Origin of the sequence: Chryseobacterium salviniae (assembly GCF_035819015.1) — a bacterium.
Lineage (GTDB): Bacteria > Bacteroidota > Bacteroidia > Flavobacteriales > Weeksellaceae > Chryseobacterium > Chryseobacterium salviniae.
In genome coordinates, this window is record NZ_JAYLAA010000039.1 from 210,077 (window position 1) to 230,322 (window position 20,246).

General features: G+C 36.4%; 20 protein-coding genes. 15 read left to right on the forward strand and 5 right to left on the reverse strand.

Translation table 11 applies throughout. From position 1 onward, the window contains the following. The first annotated feature begins 89 nt into the window (after window positions 1-89). The 5 genes from SOP96_RS11270 (at window position 90) to SOP96_RS11290 (ending at window position 6,653) form a co-directional block, all read left to right on the forward strand. Window positions 90-2,600 (forward strand): FtsK/SpoIIIE family DNA translocase, encoded by a 2,511-nt coding sequence (locus tag SOP96_RS11270; protein WP_326321035.1) that lies wholly within the window; start codon window positions 90-92, stop codon window positions 2,598-2,600. A 150-nt stretch (window positions 2,601-2,750) separates the two neighbouring features. Further along, the gene (locus SOP96_RS11275; protein ID WP_326321036.1) at window positions 2,751-3,398 is read left to right on the forward strand and encodes a LolA family protein; all 648 of its coding nucleotides are present in this window, start codon (window positions 2,751-2,753) and stop codon (window positions 3,396-3,398) included. 87 nt (window positions 3,399-3,485) lie between these two features. Further along, window positions 3,486-4,946 carry an LptF/LptG family permease gene (locus tag SOP96_RS11280; protein WP_326321037.1) on the forward strand — a complete coding sequence of 487 codons (1,461 nt, stop codon included), beginning with the start codon at window positions 3,486-3,488 and terminating at the stop codon, window positions 4,944-4,946. Window positions 4,947-5,041: 95 nt separating this feature from the next. Then, complete coding sequence (locus SOP96_RS11285; RefSeq protein ID WP_326321038.1) at window positions 5,042-5,680, forward strand: hypothetical protein; 639 nt, start codon at window positions 5,042-5,044, stop codon at window positions 5,678-5,680. A gap of 109 nt (window positions 5,681-5,789) precedes the next feature. Continuing rightward, on the forward strand, window positions 5,790-6,653 hold the full coding sequence (locus SOP96_RS11290; RefSeq protein WP_326321039.1) for a hypothetical protein: 864 nt from the start codon (window positions 5,790-5,792) through the stop codon (window positions 6,651-6,653). Window positions 6,654-6,721: 68 nt separating this feature from the next. Here the strand turns inward: SOP96_RS11290 and frr are convergent, their stop codons facing one another. Both frr and pyrH read right to left on the reverse strand, forming a co-directional pair. After that, on the reverse strand, window positions 6,722-7,276 hold the full coding sequence (gene frr, locus SOP96_RS11295) for a ribosome recycling factor (RefSeq protein ID WP_326321040.1): 555 nt from the start codon (window positions 7,274-7,276) through the stop codon (window positions 6,722-6,724). 135 nt (window positions 7,277-7,411) lie between these two features. Continuing rightward, entirely contained in the window at window positions 7,412-8,119 is a 708-nt protein-coding gene (gene pyrH, locus SOP96_RS11300) for a UMP kinase (protein ID WP_326321041.1), read from the reverse strand. A 402-nt stretch (window positions 8,120-8,521) separates the two neighbouring features. On the opposite strand from pyrH, the gene porQ reads away from it, so the two are divergent. The 5 genes from porQ (at window position 8,522) to SOP96_RS11325 (ending at window position 11,690) form a co-directional block, all read left to right on the forward strand. Further along, the gene (gene porQ, locus SOP96_RS11305; RefSeq protein ID WP_326321042.1) at window positions 8,522-9,514 is read left to right on the forward strand and encodes a type IX secretion system protein PorQ; all 993 of its coding nucleotides are present in this window, start codon (window positions 8,522-8,524) and stop codon (window positions 9,512-9,514) included. Window positions 9,515-9,685: 171 nt separating this feature from the next. Further along, window positions 9,686-10,360, forward strand: a complete 675-nt coding sequence (gene cmk, locus SOP96_RS11310) for a (d)CMP kinase (protein WP_326321043.1) — start codon at window positions 9,686-9,688, stop codon at window positions 10,358-10,360. Window positions 10,361-10,454: 94 nt separating this feature from the next. Beyond that, window positions 10,455-10,802 (forward strand): YtxH domain-containing protein, encoded by a 348-nt coding sequence (locus SOP96_RS11315; RefSeq protein ID WP_326321044.1) that lies wholly within the window; start codon window positions 10,455-10,457, stop codon window positions 10,800-10,802. A 78-nt stretch (window positions 10,803-10,880) separates the two neighbouring features. Then, a complete protein-coding gene (locus tag SOP96_RS11320; protein WP_326321045.1) occupies window positions 10,881-11,189 on the forward strand; it encodes a phage holin family protein in 309 nt (102 codons plus the stop codon). Between the two features lie 3 nt (window positions 11,190-11,192). Next, complete coding sequence (locus SOP96_RS11325) at window positions 11,193-11,690, forward strand: phosphoribosyl-ATP pyrophosphatase (protein WP_326321046.1); 498 nt, start codon at window positions 11,193-11,195, stop codon at window positions 11,688-11,690. 80 nt (window positions 11,691-11,770) lie between these two features. On the opposite strand, the gene SOP96_RS11330 is transcribed toward SOP96_RS11325, so the two are convergent. Next, complete coding sequence (locus tag SOP96_RS11330) at window positions 11,771-12,502, reverse strand: TrmH family RNA methyltransferase (RefSeq protein ID WP_326321047.1); 732 nt, start codon at window positions 12,500-12,502, stop codon at window positions 11,771-11,773. Between SOP96_RS11330 and tamL the strand changes: the two genes are divergently transcribed. Continuing rightward, window positions 12,488-15,085, forward strand: coding sequence for a translocation and assembly module lipoprotein TamL (tamL, locus tag SOP96_RS11335; protein WP_326321048.1), 2,598 nt, complete (start codon window positions 12,488-12,490; stop codon window positions 15,083-15,085). The two genes, SOP96_RS11330 and tamL, sit on opposite strands and share 15 nt — an antisense overlap. Here tamL and SOP96_RS11340 read toward each other — a convergent pair. Continuing rightward, window positions 15,082-15,699 (reverse strand): SanA/YdcF family protein, encoded by a 618-nt coding sequence (locus SOP96_RS11340; RefSeq protein WP_326321049.1) that lies wholly within the window; start codon window positions 15,697-15,699, stop codon window positions 15,082-15,084. The two genes, tamL and SOP96_RS11340, sit on opposite strands and share 4 nt — an antisense overlap. After that, window positions 15,696-16,820: an iron-sulfur cluster-binding domain-containing protein gene (locus SOP96_RS11345; protein ID WP_326321050.1), complete on the reverse strand. Its 1,125-nt coding sequence runs from the start codon at window positions 16,818-16,820 to the stop codon at window positions 15,696-15,698. The genes SOP96_RS11340 and SOP96_RS11345 overlap by 4 nt, the downstream gene beginning before the upstream one ends. Before the next feature lie 28 nt (window positions 16,821-16,848). Here SOP96_RS11345 and SOP96_RS11350 point away from each other — a divergent pair, with 28 nt between their 5' ends. From SOP96_RS11350 to SOP96_RS11365, 4 genes are all read left to right on the forward strand, one after another. Then, window positions 16,849-17,403, forward strand: coding sequence for a TlpA family protein disulfide reductase (locus SOP96_RS11350; protein ID WP_326321051.1), 555 nt, complete (start codon window positions 16,849-16,851; stop codon window positions 17,401-17,403). Between the two features lie 13 nt (window positions 17,404-17,416). Next, on the forward strand, window positions 17,417-18,388 hold the full coding sequence (locus SOP96_RS11355) for an iron ABC transporter permease (RefSeq protein ID WP_326321052.1): 972 nt from the start codon (window positions 17,417-17,419) through the stop codon (window positions 18,386-18,388). 241 nt (window positions 18,389-18,629) lie between these two features. Further along, window positions 18,630-19,553: an ABC transporter ATP-binding protein gene (locus tag SOP96_RS11360; protein WP_326321053.1), complete on the forward strand. Its 924-nt coding sequence runs from the start codon at window positions 18,630-18,632 to the stop codon at window positions 19,551-19,553. Window positions 19,554-19,717: 164 nt separating this feature from the next. Next, window positions 19,718-20,164, forward strand: coding sequence for a MarR family winged helix-turn-helix transcriptional regulator (locus SOP96_RS11365; protein WP_326321144.1), 447 nt, complete (start codon window positions 19,718-19,720; stop codon window positions 20,162-20,164). The last annotated feature ends 82 nt before the right edge of the window (window positions 20,165-20,246 follow it).

Here is a 20,246-nt window from a genome sequence, read left to right on the forward strand (position 1 = left end):
AATAATTTTCGAATAAATAAAATTAAATATTCTTCCCGGTAAGACACCTTTTTTAATGTTGAAAAACATTAAATTTGCCACAATACATTATGGATAAAAACACACAAAAAAAACAGCAGGAGTTGCCTGAAAAAGGCAGATTTTTATCGAAGCCTAGAGTATTCTTCGGGCTTATTTTCATACTTTTTTCCATCATCCTTACCTTTTCATTTGTCTCTTACCTGATGAATTGGAAGGCAGACCAGAGCCAGGCCGGAACCATGCTGGATAAAAGCATTACATCTTCCAACCTTTTCGGAAAGTTGGGCGACTGGCTGGGAAATATTTTTATTTTCGAAAGCATTGGGGTGGCCTCATTTATCATTGCTTTTTTGTTTTTAGTGTTCGGAACCATTATTCTTAAAAAGAAAATGTTCAAACCGTGGAAAACGATTGGCCATTCTCTGTTTTTTATTTGCTGGCTCCCTGTTTTTTTTGGAGCGATTACCAAAGGACAAGGGGTTTTGAGCGGAGTGTACGGATATCAGATCATGGATTCCCTGAATACAATTATTGGTTCATACGGTCTCTGGCTGGTTTTAATTTCAAGCATTGGGTTGTATTTTATTTTAGAATTTAACCTTCGTCCGAGTTCCATTAAATCGAAACTGAATGACCTTAATGAAAATACCATCGGAAGAGTAAAAGCCATGATGCCAAGCTCTGATGAAAATTTTGAAGCCGATGATGAGCTTATTGAGGAAGCTGAAAATGCAGAAATCAATCCGTCCAGAATTACCGTTACCGAAACCGTAAAGCCCGGTAAGGATGATCGTGAACCTCTCGCTATTAAAGTTGAAACCATTGTAACCCCCAACAAAACTTCTTTCGAAGAAGATAAAAATAATTTCTCGCAACCGTTACACGTAGATCTTAATCCTAAACCTTTTGTTCCAATGCCAAGTCCGGAACAGGCGTTTGATATTAAGCCGTCAACAACTACAACAGCTACAGCAGAAGACGATATTAAATTTAAGGTGGAAGTTGCACCTGTTGTTGATATTCTTGATGATTCCGACAGAAAATCCCAGGAACTGGTAGAAAAGCACGGCCTTTACGATCACAAATTAGATTTAGCCAATTTTCAGATGCCGACGGTTGATCTTCTAAAGGATTACGGAAACGAGGAAATTTCCATCAACAAAGAAGAACTGGAAGAAAATAAAAATAAAATTGTAGGACTGCTTAAAAATTTCAATGTAGGTATTGCAGAAATTAAAGCAACGATTGGCCCGACTGTAACTTTGTACGAAATTGTTCCTGAAGCAGGAATAAGGGTCGCAGCCATCAAGAAACTGCAGGATGATATCGCCCTGAATCTTTCCGCACTGGGAATCCGGATTATTGCTCCGATGCCGGGTAAAGGAACCATCGGGATTGAAGTGCCTAGGAAAAATCCTACCATGGTTTCCATGCGTTCGGTAATCGCTTCGCACAAATTTCAAAATACAGATATGGATCTTCCGGTGGTATTCGGGAAAACAATTTCCAACGAAATTTTTATGGCCGACCTTTCCAAAATGCCTCACCTTTTGATGGCCGGTGCAACGGGACAGGGAAAATCTGTGGGCATTAATGCGATTCTTACTTCGCTTTTATACAAGAAACATCCGAGTGAGCTTAAATTCGTAATGGTAGATCCTAAAAAAGTGGAACTTTCATTATATTCAAAAATAGAAAGACATTATTTGGCAAAACTTCCGGATGCAGAGGAAGCGATCATTACCGATACGAATAAGGTAATCAATACCCTGAATTCGCTTTGTATCGAAATGGATACAAGATACGATCTTCTGAAAAACGCATTCTGTAAAAATTTAAAAGAATACAATAAAAAATTCTCGGAAAGAAAACTTAATCCTGAAAACGGACACCGTTATTTACCATACATTGTTCTGGTAGTGGACGAGTTCGCAGATTTGATCATGACGGCAGGAAAAGAAGTGGAATTACCAATTGCAAGACTCGCGCAGCTTGCCAGAGCAGTGGGAATTCACTTAATTGTTGCTACCCAAAGACCATCTGTAAATGTTATTACCGGTATGATTAAGGCTAACTTCCCGGCAAGGGCTGCTTTCAGGGTAATATCCAGTGTAGATTCCAGGACGATTCTGGATTCTCCGGGAGCGGATCAATTGATCGGTAAAGGAGATATGCTGTATTTTAACGGAAATGAGATTTTAAGACTTCAGTGTGCTTTCGTAGATACTCCGGAAGTAGAAAGACTTGCTGAATATATCGGTGAGCAGAAAGGATATGCTTCGGCTTTTATTCTTCCTGAATATGTTTCCGAAGATTCTGCAAGTACAGTAGGCGCTTTCGATCCTAATGAGAAAGATGCTTTATTTGAAGAAGCGGCAAGGATTATTGTTTCTACGCAGCAGGGATCTACTTCGATGCTTCAAAGGCAATTAAAGCTTGGTTATAACAGGGCCGGAAGAATTATGGATCAGCTGGAAGCAAGCGGAATTGTAGGCGGATTTAACGGAGCAAAAGCAAGAGAAGTACTCATTAGCGATCTTCACTCGCTTGAGCAGTTTTTGGAGGATTTAAAAGGGTAAAATCATTTAATGTTGTTTATCAGTAAAACAATTAAGCAAAATAAAACAATATTCTTTGGAACAGTTTTTGAAAGATTTGCGCAGTTAAAACCGGTAAGGGTTTAACTTTGAACAGTAAAGCAAGTCTAAAGTTTAAAGATTTAAATAAAAATGAAAAATAGTATTTCAAAAATTATAGTAAGTAGTATGGTGGTGGGCGTAGTTGGATTTGCCAATGCCCAGAAAATTGATGCGAAGGCTAAAAAAATACTGGATGATATTACGGCAAACTATAATTCCAAGAAGAATTCTTATTTTAAATTTTCTTTCGGAACAGGAACCAACGGACAGGTTTCAAAAACGGAGCCGGGAATTTATTATGCTGCCGGAGATAAGTACAAGCTAAAGATCATGGAAATAGAACAGATCTTTGACGGAAATAAAATCTACAATATCAATACGGAAGATATGGAAGTAACGGTAGCCAAACCCAACGGAAGCGGCTCTATGTTCTCCCCCATCAATTATCTTTCTACTTACAGGAATGATTATAACGTAACATATAACGGAAAGAAAAATGTAAACGGAGTAAATACAGATTTTATTAAATTGACGCCTGTAAAATCCAATGGAATACAATATGTGTATTTGTTTGTAGACCCGGTAAAAAAGCAAATGGTAAAGCTTGAGCAGCACGGAAACAATAAAGACGTTGCGGTAATTGCCATTAAAGAATACAAAGAAAACCAGAATCTTGATGCAGGAATGTTTGTTTTTGACAAAAATAAATACAAAAATTACCTGATTACAGAACTTTAAAAGTTAATTGTTTTAAAGATTGTAAAAATTTCATAAAATATAATTGCCGCAAAGGAAACTTTGTGGCTTTTTCATTAATTTTGGCAGATGTTAAAAATACTAGACCGATATATTATAAAAACTTTCTTCGGACCGTTTTTCTTTATATTCAGCGTGCTGTTTTTCATATTTATTGTGAATATCATCTGGGTTCAGCTGGGGCAATTTATGGGAAAAGGGCTCAGTACCTGGCAGATTCTTAAGCTTCTTTTTTATCTGGGGGTAAGCGTTATCAGTATGGTATTGCCGCTTACGATTCTTCTGGCAAGCATCATGTCCTTCGGAGAATTTGGGGAACGTTATGAGCTTGCAGCTATGAAAGCCGCGGGGATTTCCCTTACAAGAGTAATGCTTCCTTTGTTGGGAGTAACGGTTATCATGTCGGTCATGCTGTATTTTTTCTCCAATAATATTATTCCGGATTTTCAGCGGAAGGCAAAAAATATGCTCTTCAATATTGCACAGACAAAACCGGCACTTAACTTTACACCGGGTCAATTTATTGATCAGATTCCTGGATATATGGTGAAGTTTGATAAAATAAGCGGTGAAAATGGTGAAAATATCGACGGGGTTTTTATCCATAAAAAAGCCAGCAGCTACGACAACCAGCAATCGATTGTAGCAGAAAAAGGAAAATTTGTACCCGCTGCCAATAAAAATTATCTTAAGCTTGTCCTTTATAACGGATATGTTTATGAAGATAATTTTGCAGGGAAACCAGAAAATGTACGCCTGAAACAGCCTGACCAGGCCATAAAATTTGATTCGCTGACTTCACATTTTGATGTAAGTGAAATTATTAACAAAGCTATTGAAGAAGAAAGAATTACAGACGATTACCGTTTCCAGACTTTCAATCAGCTTAATAAAACCATAGATCAGACTAAAAAGGATAACGGTAAATTTTTCAACAATATTAATATTGATGTTCTGGGGCAGACCAATTCAGTGATAATGTATATGGATTCTAAACAGAACAGATCAAAAGCAAAACCCAAGCAGCTTTTAAAGCTTGATACGTTAAAAAAAGAAAAAAAGCTGGAGATCATTAATAATGCTTACAGCCGCCTCGAAAATCTTAAAGCCACTATTGACGGTAAAAATAATGAGATTGATCCTGTAGTGAAATATTATAGTAAGGTGGTGATCTACCAGCAAAGAATTGTTACGTATTCATTTACCTGCATTATTTTCTTCCTGATCGGGTCAAGTCTCGGATCTATTATCCGAAAAGGAGGAATGGGCCTTCCTGTGATTATCGCAATTGTTATTTTCATTATATTTTATGTGATTAACGTTGGGGTTGAAAACATGGCCTGGTCGGGTAAAGTAAATCCTTACCTTGCTGCCTGGATACCTAACCTCGTGCTTTTTCCTTTCGGGATCTGGATGACTTACAAAGCGCTTACCGACTCGCAGCTGTTTGATGCCGAAAAATACAAAGCGTTCTTTAAGCCTGTCACGAAGCTGTTTGTTAAAAATAAAGAACATAAAAGATATCAGTAAAAATAAGGTCCGAAGTTTTTCGGATCTTTTATTTGAACTATACATGACTGGATAGCATGTTTTTGCAGTCATGAGACAGCCAAAACCATTTAAATATGAAAAATATATTGACTGTTCTAAGTCTTATCATGATCTTTTCCTGCAAGAAGGAAGATGCAAAAACAACTGAAAAAAATCCATCTGAAAATCAAACAACAATCAATAACACTTCTTCGATAACCACAAATGATTCAATAAAAACAATTGACGATATAAAGAAAGAGTATGCTAATATCAATAGGATGCTAACTTCAAAAAAATTAGATTCAACCCAATTCAGCTATAATTGTAATGAAAGAGAAGGTGAAGTTACCCTTTACTATAAGGACAACAAGCTTGCAGCGGTGAAGGATTTTTATGCGGAATACAGCCATTTTTCATCTTCAACAACTTATTTCGTGAAGAATGATCAGGTATTTTTTATTTTTAATGACGAAACCGTTTGGAGTTTCGATGGTGGAACACCGGAAAAACCCGAAACCAATGATGATATTAAAGAAAAAAGAATTTATATTTTAGATAATAAAGCCGTTCAGTGTTTCGAAAAAAACTATTCGATACAATCGAAAGGAAATAATAAAAATCCTGAAAATATATCGAACCACGAGACCGACTGTACTGCTATTGAATTTATAAAAAGATATGAACTTATCTTAAAAAATAAAAACATGAAAGATAAAATACAATGTTTATAATGCAGCATTAATGCCCTTCTGACTTATATCATATAAAATTACGTGCATAAAATTGTACATCATTTTTTGAATATCTATTTTTGTACAGGTTTATTCAAATATAAGTGAAATGTATAAGAAAATTTTTACACTGTCTTTAGCAGGTTTATTGTTTTTTTCATGTTCGGAAACCGAAATTATGGATACAAATCCTACAGAAGAGGCGCAAATAAAAAACGATCCTAATTTAACAGATCTGGGACTTAAAATAACTGCTGATAAATCCAGTGCAAATATTTTTGAAGGAGTTATATTTAAACTAACACAGAAAAATCAATCGATCTATTTCGGAGCACTTGCAGACTATCTGGATATCCTTGTTTTCAGGATTTCAAATACGGAAGGAGAAAAAATTATTTTTCAGAAATTTACGAATGGAAATTCGGGAACAATAAGCTTTAATCATAATTTCTATTATCCGGGGAATTATACGGCTACTATCGAAGGTTTCAAAGACGGAAAGAAAATATATACCGATCAGACTTCTGTAAACGTTTCCGATAACAATGATTTTTTAGCGGTAAACTGGAACGGTTTTACGGCTACAGGTACATCTATAGGATATACTAATACGCTACAGAAAAACATGCTTGTTTTTTATAACGGTTTTGAAAATCAGCATCCTTTCGTTACAGTTACTAATACGTGGGATAATATGCAAGGTTATTCGGACAGCCAGATTAAGCAGATGGATAGAGAGTATCTTTATAATTATCTTGTAAAATATTATTCTAATCCTACCTATTCTGAAGGAAATGGTAATATTGACCTTAAAAATATTTATAATCAGAACTTTAAAAAATCTATTAAAAATGATATTCCGGTAAATTTATGGATTACAGCAAAAAACAAAATTGCTCTGATGAAGCAACATTCTCCTACCAATCCTTCATTATTTTATGGTTATATTATAACTGCGGAACCTAATAATTAAAATTACTTCAATATTATAAATAACAAAAGCGGCCTCAAAGCCGCTTTATTATTTGATAAAAACTGAAATTACACTTTCATAATTTCAGCTTCTTTTGCTTTAAAATGTTCATCACAAATTTTCACATACTTGTCTGTAAGAACCTGAATATCAGCTTCAATACCTTTGATTAGGTCTTCAGATACACCATCCAGTTTTTTAAGCTCTTTCAGTCCGTTTTGCCTGGCATTTCTCACTACAACTTTCGTATCTTCCGTTTCAGCTTTGGCCTGTTTTGCAAGCTCTCTCCTTCTTTCTTCCGTTAGAGGCGGAACATTAAGAATGATATTCACACCGTTGTTGGAAGGAGCAAAACCAAGATTGGAATTAATGATCGCTTTCTCAATATCATTAATTGCTTTGGCATCCCAAGGTTGAATAGAAATCGTCATGGCATCCGGAATAGAAACATTCGCTACCTGGTTGATGGGAGTGAGTGCCCCGTAATATTCTACCATTACATCCTGAACCATGTTTGTAGACGCACGTCCCGCTCTGATTCTTTGAAATGCATGATCCAGGTGCTTAACAGCTGCTTCCATATCATGTTGCACAGACTCTACTATAAGATCTAATTCTTCCATTATATAATAAAAATTTGATAAGTTGCACATTTATTGAAGATTCAAGTTAGAAGTAAAGCCTATCTAGTACAAACTTCATCACCGGTTTTACTTTGGCTTTTTTCACTTCTCACTTTTTACTTCTTACTTTTTAAATTACAAATCAACTAAAGTACCAACATTTTCTCCGTCTACAATTTTTTCAAGATTTCCGTCCTTATTCATATCAAAAACAATGATCGGCAATTTGTTTTCGTGGCTTAAAGTAAAAGCCGTCATATCCATTACTTTAAGATTTTTGGCGTAAACTTCGTCGAAAGATAATGAATTATATTTTATGGCATTTATATTTTTTTCGGGATCACTGTCATAAATTCCGTCTACCCTTGTTCCTTTTAAAATAACATCGGCTCCAATTTCGATTGCTCTTAATGTCGCTGCAGTATCCGTAGTGAAATAAGGATTTCCCGTTCCGGCTCCGAAAATTACCACCCTTCCCTTTTCAAGATGTCTTACCGCTCTTCTTTTGATGAAAGGTTCCGCTACTTTATCCATTTCGATGGCAGACTGTAATCTCGTTTTGATGCCGGCATCTTCCAAAGCTCCCTGTAGCGCCATTCCGTTGATTACCGTTGCAAGCATTCCCATATAATCTCCCTGAACTCTGTCCATTCCTTTTGCAGCTCCGGCCACACCACGGAAAATATTTCCTCCTCCAATTACAATGGCAACTTCACAGCCCTTATCCACTACTTTTTTGATCTCAGCTGCGTATTCCTGAAGCCTTTCATTGTCAATACCATATTGTCTGTTTCCCATTAAGGCTTCACCACTAAGTTTCAGAAGGATTCTTTTATATTTCATTTTTATTTTTAAATAAATTTTATCGGTTGGTTGGTCAGAAATTTGACTTTGCAAATATAATCATTAATAAGGTTGGTTTTTAATTCTGGATTAAATTTTTAAATCTTGTATTGGAAGCCGTTTTAAAGTGATCCATCGGATTACCTTGAAAACAATATTTGAAGCTTTTTACTTCGTAGAATTATTTGTATTTATTTTTATAAGGAGCTTTTTCCCGCTTTCCACTATATCTTTTCGGGTACGGGCTCCGCTCTGCTCCGCCCGCACCCTAAAAGGATGCCGTTTCAATCGGGGCTAATAAAACCACGATTTTCAAAAAACTTAAAATTTACCGCTAAATAATGTAAGAAATATTTTGAAAAGTACGAAAAAGGATTATTTTTGCATTACTAATAAACTGAATTGAAGAAAATTGTCATTTTTTCATTATTTCTGTCAGGAATTGTTTCTTATGCGCAAACAGGAACAAACGTTTACCCGTTTTTGAACATTCCGGTTTCTGCGAGACAGGCTGCACTCGGTGGTGATGCAATTTCCGTAAGAGATCATGATGTTTCCTTTGCCATTGCAAACCCTTCGTTGCTCAACAGAGATTCCGATAACCAGCTTTCCGTGAATGCTGCCGCATACCTTGCCGACTCAAAATACGGAACAATAGCCTATGCCAAAGATTTTGATAACGGTCATATGGCAACGATCAATGCACGCTACATGAGTTACGGAGATATTCCCAGAACCGACGAAAGCGGTTTCGAAAACGGCACTTTCAAAGCTTCCGACGTTGCAATCGGTGCAGGATATGCCTATCAGTTTGAAGAAGACTGGACCATTGGCGGCGGACTAAATTTCATCACTTCCAAAATTGATAACTATACTTCTTCTGCCATTTCAGGTAATGCCGGAATTACGTATCACAATAAAAAGAACAAAGAAACAGCTTCCCTCGTATTCAGGAATTTCGGATATCAGTTCCAATCATTTAACGGAACAAGGGAAAACCTTCCTTTTCGCATAGATTTAGGATATACCCGGATTTTAAAAGCAATTCCGCTGGCCATTACCATTACCGCGCACGATCTTCAGGAATTTAATATTTCTTCGCAATACAATGTAAACGGGCAGGAAGTAAATGTGGGAAGAAAAATTGCCGACCATTTCTCTGTGGGAGCAGAATTGTTCCCTGAAAGAGGGTTCAACATCAGGCTTGGATATAATGTAAAACGTGGAAACGAACTTGCCGTTGCAGATCAGCGAAACTTCTCCGGGCTTTCTGCCGGTTTCGGGATTAAATTATCAAGGTTCCGGATCGATTATGCCCATGTAAGATATCACAATTCTACCAATGTAAACCAGATTGGTGTTTCCATAGATCTTGTAAGCCACGCCGGAGAATAAGTAAAAACAAATCAATTATGATAAATACATCCCTGAATTTTTCGGGGATTTTTATTTAAAAGTTTGATGTAAAGCAGGTTCTGGAACATATATCTCACTAGTTACAAAATCATCGATAAAATCCGCTCTAATTTTACTTGGTTTTTGATAAAAAATCTGGAAATTTGCGTTATGAAAAAACCTGTTATAGCAATCGATGGGTACTCGTCTACCGGAAAAAGTTCAATATCTAAGATTATTGCCCAAAAGCTCGGGATTATCCATCTGGATACCGGTGCTCTTTACCGGGGGGTTACCTGGTTTGCTCTTCAGAACTGCCTGAATGATGACGGGTCAATCAATCTTCAAAACCTGTTTTCTTCTTTCGATCAAATAGAGCTTGAATTTAAAAATGACAATGGCGAGCTGGTTCTTTTTTTGAATCATATTGATATCTCAAAAGCAATCCGCACCAATGAGGTGTCAGAAAATGTAAGTTTTGTCGCAAAACAAAAGGAAGTACGGGATTTTCTCCTGCAGTCGCAACGCTCTTTGGCAGAAAAAGGCGGTATTATTATGGACGGGCGTGACATCGGGACAGTAGTTCTGCCAAATGCGGACTATAAATTTTTCCTTACAGCAAGCATCGATGAAAGAACAAAAAGACGCTATCAGGAACTGTTGAGCCTGGGCATAGAAGCCAATGAAGAAAAGGTAAAAGAAAACCTTATTATACGCGATAAGATCGACAGTGAGCGGGAAATAGCCCCTCTTAAACAGGCAGATGATGCTATTGTTATTGATAATACCAGTCTTACTAAAAGAGAAACCATTGAGAGTATTCTTTCCTACATCAAAAATATTTAACACTTTTTAATAGATGATTTCCTCCTTTGGTATATTAATTGTACAAATATTTAGCAAGTAAAACTAGTATTATTAACTATTAAAAAAAACGAAAATGTCTAAGAAAAACAATACAGCGGGTATTTTGGCAGGGCTTCTTGCAGGTGCTGCAGCAGGTGTAATTTTAGGAATGCTTTATGCTCCTGAAGAAGGTAAGGAAACCAGAAAAAAGATTAAAGAAAAAGCCAACGATATTAAAGATCAGGCTAAAAACAAATATGGAGAAGTTTCTGAAAAGGTGAAAGACCAGTACAGCAATATTTCTTCTACCTTTAAAGAAACAGCAAACAACGTAGCTCACACAGTGAAAGACGGATACGATAAATACAAAGATCAGATTGTTTCAAAAACTGCAGATGTAGTAAAAAATGTAGAATCTGAGCTGAATGATCTAAAACATTAATATAATTTATTTCAGGTAAATTATGAGAAGGAACTTTATAAGCAAAAGTTCCTTTTTTTGTAACTTTAAATAAAAACAATGATTGAAACTATTAAAGAATACGCATCGAAGAGAATTGACCTCCTGAAAATTGAAGCTACGGAAAAATCTTCGCTTTCAGCCGGAGTTGTTACCTATCTTGTATTAATGTTGGTAGCCTTTGGTTTTTTCATTATCCTGTTCAACTTTGGCATTGCATTTCTTATCGGAAAAGCATTGGGAAACAGTGCTTACGGATTTCTGATTGTGGCCGCATTTTATTTATTGCTGATGCTGCTTCTGATGATATTTAAAAAGAAAATCGTAAATTATGTCGCAGATCAGGTTATTAAATTTTTAAATCATTAAACTATGGGCAGAAAGTATGAGAGCTTAGAAGAATTGAGAAGAAAGAAAAAACTGTTAAAGCAGGAAATCGATGAACTCGAAGATCTTCTTACATTCAAGAATACAAAAGAAAGTTTAAGTGCATTCACCAATGGTTTGACAGATCAGTACCTTGAAGAAAAGGTAGATGAAGACGGCGATGAAAAAGTAGTCCTTAAAAAAGACGTTATCGCCAAACAGATCACTTCCGAAATAAAAGGAGCACTTATCAATAAAAATACGGCAATGGGCATTGCAGGATCTGCTTTTAAAGGAGATGCAGTGGATATGCTGATTAAGCTTGGCGTTACTGCCATTGTAGGAAACTATGCCAGGAAAAGCCTTAAAAGCTCAAACTGGAAAAGAAAAGTTGCCGGCGTGGCATTAATCTATCTTGCTCCGATTGCACTAAGGTTCATCAGAAAGAAACTCGAAAATTACCAGAAAAACCAAAGTGTTTCAAGCATGGAACAACTTATATGAGTTGGAGTGTGGGAGCGTTTGAGTGTTTTTTGATTATTTCAATGTTTTAAACTCATCAACTCTCCCACTCTCAAACCCTATTACCCATTTTCGCTGAACAGCTGTCCTAAAATAATACCTGCTGCCATAGAAACATTCAGGCTTTCCGTAGATTGGGATTTCCCAAATCTTGGTATCATCACACTTTTTTCTAAAAATTTTTCTGTTTCAGGGCGCATTCCGTTTCCTTCATTTCCGAGAATCAGGTTCATTTTTTCCGGTCTGTTAAATGAATAAATGTTCTCTCCTTCCATATCTGTCCCGATATTCATGTTTTCCGTCCCGGAAAGATATTCAGCTAAATCTGTATACATAATATTTACCCTTGTAAAAGATCCCATACTGGCCATGATTACTTTCGGATTATAAAAATCAACCGTATCATTGCTGCAGATGATCTGCTCAATACCGAACCAGTCGGCTAAACGAATGATAGTTCCCATATTTCCCGGATCCTGAATTCCGTCTAAAACAAGCTGAAGATTTCTGTCTTCCGTTTTTTCCTCATCTTTAAGATAACAAACAGCAACAGAATCTTTGGGATTTTGCAGAAAGCTTATCTTTTTAAGCTCATTGTCAGAAATATGGGTTACGGCAACATCCGTACGGTCCAGTTTTTGCGGATCGGTAGAAAATATTTCTTTAATTTTAAAGTTAGAATTGAAAAGTTCAGTGATGGTTTTATTGCCTTCAACCAAAAACAAATTGTATTTTTGCCTGAACTTCTTTTTATCCAAAGATTGTAAAACTTTTATTGTATGAGCTGTAAGCATTATAAGAATTCTCCTCAAAAGTATTATAAAATTATATCATTTGCAACATTTGTAGGGCTCCTTTATGCTTGTAGCACCACCAAAAAGGTTCCGGACGGAGAATATCTGCTTGTACAGAATAATTTTGAATTTGACGATAAAAAAGCGCCGTTTGATGGAGAACTGAAAGGATATGTGCAGCAAAAGCCCAATAAAAGGCAGTTTCTTTTTATGCCGCTCAGTTTATGGTTGTATAATGCGGCCAACCCTAAGTACGATACGCTTTTGAATGAATACATGACGTATCCCAATGAATTGAGAAATCAGAAACTGAGAGATTCTCTTTTCATTAAATACAACATGAAAAGCAGTGTAGGCAAAAGTCTTTTTTTCGACAGATTATATCACAATTGGGGTTCAGCGCCTGTAATCCTAGATCAGACTAAAACAGAGAAAAGTGCAGAATCCATTAAGAAAAGACTTACTTATCGCGGATATTGGGATGCGGAAGTGAAATTTAAACATGATCTTGATTCTGCAGCGAAAAAAGCAGCAGTAACTTATTTTATTACCCACAGAGATCCTACCCACATCAAAGAATATTACTATAATATTACAGACCCTGCCGTAAAAAATATTTATCAGCAGAAGATCAGAGAAAGCCTTATTAGACAGGGACAGATATTGGATCAGACGGTTCTTGAAAAAGAAGTGACCAGAATCAATGATCTGATGAGGGATTACGGCTATTATAGATTTAATAATCTTGGAGATGAAATCTATTTCGTAGCAGATTCCATCAAAAGCAGAAAACAGGTTCCTTTAACACTTGAGATTCATAAAGACTCTCTGGATAGTCCATATAAAGTTTCCACTATCGGGAATATTGATGTAGCCATTGTAGATGAGGTAGGAGATTATCCTAAAAATACAAAAAAAGATAGTTTACGGGGAATCCGTTTTCATAAGGTCGATAATCAATATGATTCCAGAGCAATATGGAGGGCTATCACTGTCGGAAGTAAACAGGTGTATGATCAGAAAAAATTTGATCTTACCAGACGGAATCTTCTGGCTATGAATAATTTCAGTATCCTAAAGTCTAGGGATTCTTTAAGACATGGAGGCGGTGCTGCTCCAAACGATAGCATCATTGATGTAATGTATGTTCTTAAACCACTCCCGAAATACGAACTGAAGCTCGGTACAGACGTCAATTATTCCCAGCTGCTGAATCTTGGGGTTTCCCCTTCTGTAGATCTTACGACAAGAAATGTTTTTGGCGGAGCGGAAAACCTTTCTACCAGCCTTTCGGGAACTTTCGGATCAATCAGAAGTACTAAAGATATTAACAGCAGGGTTTTGGCTTATGAAATTTCGGCGCAGGCTTCATTGAATTTTCCAAGGCTATTGCTGCCATTTGATTACTACAAACTGCTCCCGAAAAGGTACAGTCCTACTTCATCCATCGTGTTAGGGGCTTCAGTACAGAATAATATCGGTTTGGGAAGGGTGAATTTTAACACAGGGTTAAATTATCTTGCTACCGTAAATGATAAAGTTTCTCACAGACTTACGATCTTCAATACACAGCTGAGTTTAACCAAAAATAAAGATGCTTATTATGAATATTTCGTTAATGATGATGAAGTAAGAAGAGAAGTATTTGATGATTATTTTGCATTCAACCCTTCTCTGGCGCAGCAATTTGCTTCAGGACAGAAAACGATAGACGAAGTTTCCAAAGAAATTGTATTAGATCCGGATTATGTTTCAACACTCAATCAACAGGAAGCTGACAAATTTTTAGCATTTTTGGGAACGCTTGTCAATAAAGACCGCCAGACTCAGGATGTTTTAATTTCTTCCTTTATTTACAATTTTGTATATAATGAAATCGGGAAAAAAGATTACCCAAACTCATTTTATTTTAATGGTAAAGTAGAACTTGCAGGAAATATTTTCAGCATTTTTAATCAGAAAAGAAATGACGGCGGAGTCATTACCAGTCCGGAAAGAACTATTTTCGGAGTTCCGTATGCACAGTTTGTAAAGTTCGATTTCGATATCAGAAAATATTTTAAATTTAATAAAAATACACTTGTACTGCGGCAGTTTGTAGGACTTGGGATTCCTTACGGAAACTCTTCCAGCATGCCGGTTATCAGATCCTATTTTAATGGTGGAGCCAATGACATCAGAGCGTGGGTTCCTTTCGGCGGGCTTGGTCCTGCAGATTCTCAAATCGACGAACGCGTGCGTACCTACATTACAGAAAACCTGAAGCTTACCACGAATGTTGAGTTGAGGGTGCCGTTCAATGACACTTACGAAGGCGCATTATTCACGGATATTGGTAATATCTGGTCTTTAAATAATTCTAATGAAGCAGGCGGGGATGAATTTAAGCTTAATAAATTCCTAAAACAGGTCGGTATCGGTAGCGGTGTCGGATTAAGGGTAAATATTGCTTACATTACTTTAAGGCTCGATCTTGCTTATAAAATGTATGACCCGAACAAACCTGAGGGCGACCGTTGGAGGCTGAAATATTTCCAGCCGTTTAAACCAACACTGAATATTGCATTCGGGTATCCGTTCTAATCAGGAGAAATTCCTAAAGCAAAATAAACGACAGCAACCGTTCTGGCTAAAATTTCCCGGAACTGGTTTCTGTAGTAGCTTTCTGGTTTGGTAACGTCACGTGCATCAAATCCCAATGCATTCATATTGTTGTTTCTTGCAAAAAGCAATGCCCGGAGATTATGAAATCCTTGGGATACAATAATCACATTGTCTTTTTTATACACATCTTTACAGCGTAAAATGCTTCGGTAGGTGTTGAATCCTTTAGGATCTTCAATGATGATCTCTTCAGGAACTCCTTCCTGGTAGATCAGGTAATTCTTCATGGCTGCAGGCTCATCGTATCCCCTGCTTTTTTCACCGCTAACAAGGATTTTTTTTATTTTTCCGTGGTGATAAAGCAAAGCAGCCGCATCCATTCTTTTGGTAAAATACGGATTCGACAGTCCGGAACGCATTTTGGGTGAAGTTCCCAGCACCAGAGCGACTTCCCGTGGAGGAATTTTAGAAATTTTGTTGTACGTTCTGCCGTCTGTGAGGGCAAAAACCCAGGCATTCGCAAGGCATATCAGCAGAATCATAATTTCCACTGATATTAAAATAAGGTTAAATATGTTTTTTATTATTCTCAACTCAGATCAAAGTTAAGCTTTATTTTCTCGCTTTTGGCAATAGACATGCAGGCAAGGATATGCCCTTTTTCTTCCTCACTTTCCGTAAGGTATTCGTTTTCCAGCAGCTCTACTTCACCTTCTTCCAAAATGCATTCGCAGCTTCCGCAAATACCGGATTTGCAGGAATACGGAACCGCAAACTTCTGGATCAGCAACTGTTGCAATATTCTTTCCTTATTATCCGGAAGTTCTGTCGAATATTTTTTTCCAAGCATGCAAAATTCCACATCAATATTTTTAATGATGGGAAATTCTTTTTCTACAGGATAAATATCGTCATTATATTCCTCAAAAAGCTCAAAATGAATATTTTTCTTAGGAATTCCGTGATGGTAGCATGCATTTGCCAGTGTCTTAATCATATCCCCTTTTCCACAGATCAGCACTTCGTCAACGGCATCCCAGATTGTAGATTCTTCATCCGTATCATCCAGATGCAGAATCTGGTTGATGATAAGGCTCAGTTTTTTATCATCCAGTCTTCCGTGAAAGAAACTGTTTGAAGTTTTTTCTTTAGAAAAGAAATAAAAAATCTGCAGCCGGTCGCCACAGTTTCGGGCAAGATTATCAAGCTGTTCGCGGTAAATCATATCCTCAGAAGATTTGTTTCCGAAAAAAAGGAAAAGTCTTGTCCTGGGTTCTGTATGGAGGATGTTTTTAAAATGACTGAGAATAGGTGTAATTCCAATACCTGCAGCAAAGCCTACAATGGTTCTGAATTCGCTGGGTTTTGAAATCAGCGTAAATCTTCCGGCAGGTTCGCTTACCATAAGAAGATCACCGATATTATAATTTCTGAATAATTCTGCAGTGTCTCCTTCCGGCGAATTGATCTTTATGCCCAAAGCAATTTTCTCTTCATATGGTGCGGAAGTCATTGAATAATCTTTGATAACTTCTTTCCCGTAAGACCTGAATTGTACACTGACATACTGCCCTGCTTCAAACCTGAAATTCTCTTTCAGCTCCTCAGGAATTTCAAGCTCCAGAGAAAAAGTATTTTTGGTAAGTTCTTCCTTTTTCGTTATTTTTAGCCCATGAAACTTTGTAAGTTTCCCTTTATAGATTTGTTGTTCCATACTTCAATTCAAAAATAGATAAAAAATAATGAAAAAGATAATCTTATCCACTCTTTTCCTGATTTCAGTTTTCAGTTGTAAAAAAGAAAGCGCCAAGACGGAAGACGGAATGGCCGTGCAGGATTCTGCTTCCGTACCGGAACTTGCCGAAGCTCCTGCTGCCCTAAAAATGTTTAATGCTGAACAGACTTCCGAGTTTTTAGGTAAAAAAAATGACACGCTGTATGTCACCAATTTTTTTGCGACATGGTGCGGACCGTGTGTGAAGGAAATTCCTCATTTTAAAAATAAAATACAGGAACTTAACGGGAAGCCTGTTAAAATTACGTTTGTAAGTGTTGACAGCAAAAATGACTGGAATACAAAAGTTCCTCATTTTGTAGACGAGCAGGGAATACGCAATAATACGGTTTTGCTTGACGGACAGCAGTTAGGCGGCGATTTTTTTGCAGCTAATTTTAAAGAATGGGACGGCAGCGCAATTCCTTTCACATTTATGAGAAGAGGTGATAAAACTGACGAAACATTGGGAATGATCAGTGAAGAACAGCTTACTGAGAAAATCAATTCTCTTTTAAAATAAACGTCAGACTTTTATGTCAGATCAATTTAAAATCCTGTGTTTGGTTTTATTTTTTGCCGTCTTATTGGCAGCGATCATGAACCTGAACACAGGATTTTTAAGTTTACATTTTCAGGATTTTTTTTCAGCATCATCGAACAGCCAGATTGCGGAGATTCGTGTAAACCGTGTTCTGGTAATACTCCTGGCGGGGATTTCTATTCCGACTTCAGGGTTTCTTATGCAGGAATATTTTCAGAATCCTCTTGCCGGGCCGGATATTTTGGGAATTACTTCCGTGGCAAGTTTATCAGTTGCATTTTATATCTTTTTATCGCACGATTTTCTGATTCCGGAGATTCTTCAAAACAGCTTTTTAAGTTTATCAGCCATTGGAGGAAGTTTACTGTTGATGCTTGTTTTCCTTTCCGTTACCAGGAAATTTCAGGATAAATCGTATTTAATTATTTTCGGGTTTCTGATATCGGCTTTTTCAGGAGCTGTTGTTTCATTGCTTCAATTGTATGCAGAAGATCAAAGTTTAAAAAATTATATTCTGTGGTCTTTCGGGGCAAATAATATGGTTTCCAGAAATCAGATTTATATATTGTCGGTTTTAGTATTAGCCGGTTTAGGGGTTTGCTTTAAAACGATAAAGCCCCTGATCGGAAATTCGCTGGGAACTGCTTACGCGCAGAGCCTGGGTGTTAATCTGAATCAGCTTAAAATATTTGTTATTGTTGCTTCTTCCCTGCTTTCGGCTTCGGTAACCGCTTTTTTAGGTCCGGTTTTATTTATCGGAATTATTGTTCCGCACTTCTGCAGATTAATTTATAATCCGGCAAAACTCTGGCAGCAATGGATTTTAAACATGTTTTTAGGAATGCTGATCATGTTGATTTTCTCCATCACGGCAGAAAAAACACAAATACCTCTGAATGTGATAAGCTCAGTTTTTGGAATCCCGGTGATTTTGGGAATGCTTTTGAAGCAGAATAAAGTATGAAAGTGAATTGTGAATGAGTAAATTGTTAATTTTAAAATTCTCTCGTGGATTTTGCAGATAGCGCAGATTTTTAAGTATACTTTTTAATTTTATTCCAAGTTTGTCATTCCGTAGGAATCTAAATTAACTTTGTAGAGATGCTTTCAGTATGACAAAATCAATATAAAAATCAAGCATATTATTTAGTAATAGATTAAAAAATCTGTGGAAATCCGCGAAATCCTCGGGAAATAAAAACAAAATGCACCTACAAATCAAGCAAGCAAAAATAGGCTACAACAAACCATTAATTTCAAATGCAGACACCGGACTGGATTTAGGAGAAGTCTGCCTGTTGATCGGGAATAACGGTGTTGGAAAAACCACTTTAATTAAATCTATTTTACGCCAGGTTCCGCTCCTTAAAGGTAACATTTTCATCAATCATAAAAATATTAAAGAATTTTCGGCAAAAGAAATTGCAGAGCAAGTTGCTGTTGTTTTTTCAAATTCGGTGGTTTCGCAGAATTACACCGTTGAGGATTTAATTTCACTGGGAAAATATATTTATTATCCTTTTTATTTTGAGCTTAAAAAAGAAGACCGGGACGAAGTCGCACATATTATCGAAGCACTGGATTTGGTTCAGTATAAAAATACGCCCCTCAAAAATCTTTCAGATGGAAACCTTCAAAAAACATTTATCGGGAGGGCCATTACCCAAAACGCACCCATTATTATTCTTGATGAACCGACCACCCATCTTGATGAAAAAAATAAAATTATCATTCTTAAAACCCTCCGTTCTTTAGCCAAAGAATATCGTAAAATTATTCTCTTTTCTTCTCACGACTGGAGGCTTGCTAAAGAATTTGCCGATAAAATATGGTATGTAAAAGAGGAAAATTTGTATGCCGGTATGGTGGAAGATATTCTTTTGCAGCATGAAGAATTGACGCGTGCTACGCTTTTTGAGATCAATCCGGATTATATCCCGCCCCATATTATAGCTCCCGAAGTTTACAAGGAAATGCTGTTTTCATTACTTCAGAAAAATTTCAGGAAAGATCTTTCTTATCTTACTTTTGAGTGGAATGATAAACAATGGACTTTATCCGGACTTGGCAATATTTACCAATGCGAATCTTTTGAGGAAATTATTATTCTATTGAAAACCATTCATTAACAAATAGGGTTTATTATTAAATTGATATACTATGCATGCATAATATTATGCTCGTCATATCAATTAAGTTTTTTATTATCAATCTGTTAACAAATTTTAACGTAAATAAATACTATGCATGCATAATATTTACTATATTTGATTAAACCTTGATATAAAAAATGATGGATAATAAGAAAGACAAAATAGAAAATGTTGATCTGATTCTTAAACAAACCTGGCTTGCCGTTTCCAAAATGTATACTGAAATGGCTCAGGAACACGATTCTACCGCTGTTCAGGCGCTCACTCTTCTTAAAATTGATCCTAAAGAAGGAACAAGAAGCACAAATCTTGGACCTAAAATGGCTATTGAGCCTACATCTTTAACAAGAATTATTAAACTTCTTGAGGATAATGGATATATCTATAAAGAGAAAACCACGACTGATAAAAGAGAAGTAATCATCAAACTTACCGACAAAGGCTTACAGTCAAGAAATATGTCTAAAGAAGTGGTGGTGAATTTCAATAAGAAAATCATGGAAAAAATTGCTCCCGAAAAGCTTGAAACTTTCAAGGAAGTAATGAACGAAATTATGAAAATCGCTACCGATTTAAATAGAAAATAAACTGATGATAATTTAGATAAGAATTTAAATAGTTAACAGGAAGCTTTCACAATCAAATTAATAGTAGATTAAAACAATTACA

Bases quoted from the DNA above. Each gene is read 5' to 3' on its own strand.
- SOP96_RS11270 (WP_326321035.1), top strand. From the start codon at position 90: ATGGATAAAAACACACAAAAAAAACAGCAGGAGTTGCCTGAAAAAGGC.
- SOP96_RS11275 (WP_326321036.1), top strand. From the start codon at position 2,751: ATGAAAAATAGTATTTCAAAAATTATAGTAAGTAGTATGGTGGTGGGC.
- SOP96_RS11280 (WP_326321037.1), top strand. From the start codon at position 3,486: ATGTTAAAAATACTAGACCGATATATTATAAAAACTTTCTTCGGACCG.
- SOP96_RS11285 (WP_326321038.1), top strand. From the start codon at position 5,042: ATGAAAAATATATTGACTGTTCTAAGTCTTATCATGATCTTTTCCTGC.
- SOP96_RS11290 (WP_326321039.1), top strand. From the start codon at position 5,790: ATGTATAAGAAAATTTTTACACTGTCTTTAGCAGGTTTATTGTTTTTT.
- frr (WP_326321040.1), bottom strand. From the start codon at position 7,276: ATGGAAGAATTAGATCTTATAGTAGAGTCTGTGCAACATGATATGGAA.
- pyrH (WP_326321041.1), bottom strand. From the start codon at position 8,119: ATGAAATATAAAAGAATCCTTCTGAAACTTAGTGGTGAAGCCTTAATG.
- cmk (WP_326321043.1), top strand. From the start codon at position 9,686: ATGAAAAAACCTGTTATAGCAATCGATGGGTACTCGTCTACCGGAAAA.
- SOP96_RS11315 (WP_326321044.1), top strand. From the start codon at position 10,455: ATGTCTAAGAAAAACAATACAGCGGGTATTTTGGCAGGGCTTCTTGCA.
- SOP96_RS11320 (WP_326321045.1), top strand. From the start codon at position 10,881: ATGATTGAAACTATTAAAGAATACGCATCGAAGAGAATTGACCTCCTG.
- SOP96_RS11325 (WP_326321046.1), top strand. From the start codon at position 11,193: ATGGGCAGAAAGTATGAGAGCTTAGAAGAATTGAGAAGAAAGAAAAAA.
- tamL (WP_326321048.1), top strand. From the start codon at position 12,488: ATGAGCTGTAAGCATTATAAGAATTCTCCTCAAAAGTATTATAAAATT.
- SOP96_RS11330 (WP_326321047.1), bottom strand. From the start codon at position 12,502: ATGCTTACAGCTCATACAATAAAAGTTTTACAATCTTTGGATAAAAAG.
- SOP96_RS11345 (WP_326321050.1), bottom strand. From the start codon at position 16,820: ATGGAACAACAAATCTATAAAGGGAAACTTACAAAGTTTCATGGGCTA.
- SOP96_RS11350 (WP_326321051.1), top strand. From the start codon at position 16,849: ATGAAAAAGATAATCTTATCCACTCTTTTCCTGATTTCAGTTTTCAGT.
- SOP96_RS11355 (WP_326321052.1), top strand. From the start codon at position 17,417: ATGTCAGATCAATTTAAAATCCTGTGTTTGGTTTTATTTTTTGCCGTC.
- SOP96_RS11360 (WP_326321053.1), top strand. From the start codon at position 18,630: ATGCACCTACAAATCAAGCAAGCAAAAATAGGCTACAACAAACCATTA.
- SOP96_RS11365 (WP_326321144.1), top strand. From the start codon at position 19,718: ATGGATAATAAGAAAGACAAAATAGAAAATGTTGATCTGATTCTTAAA.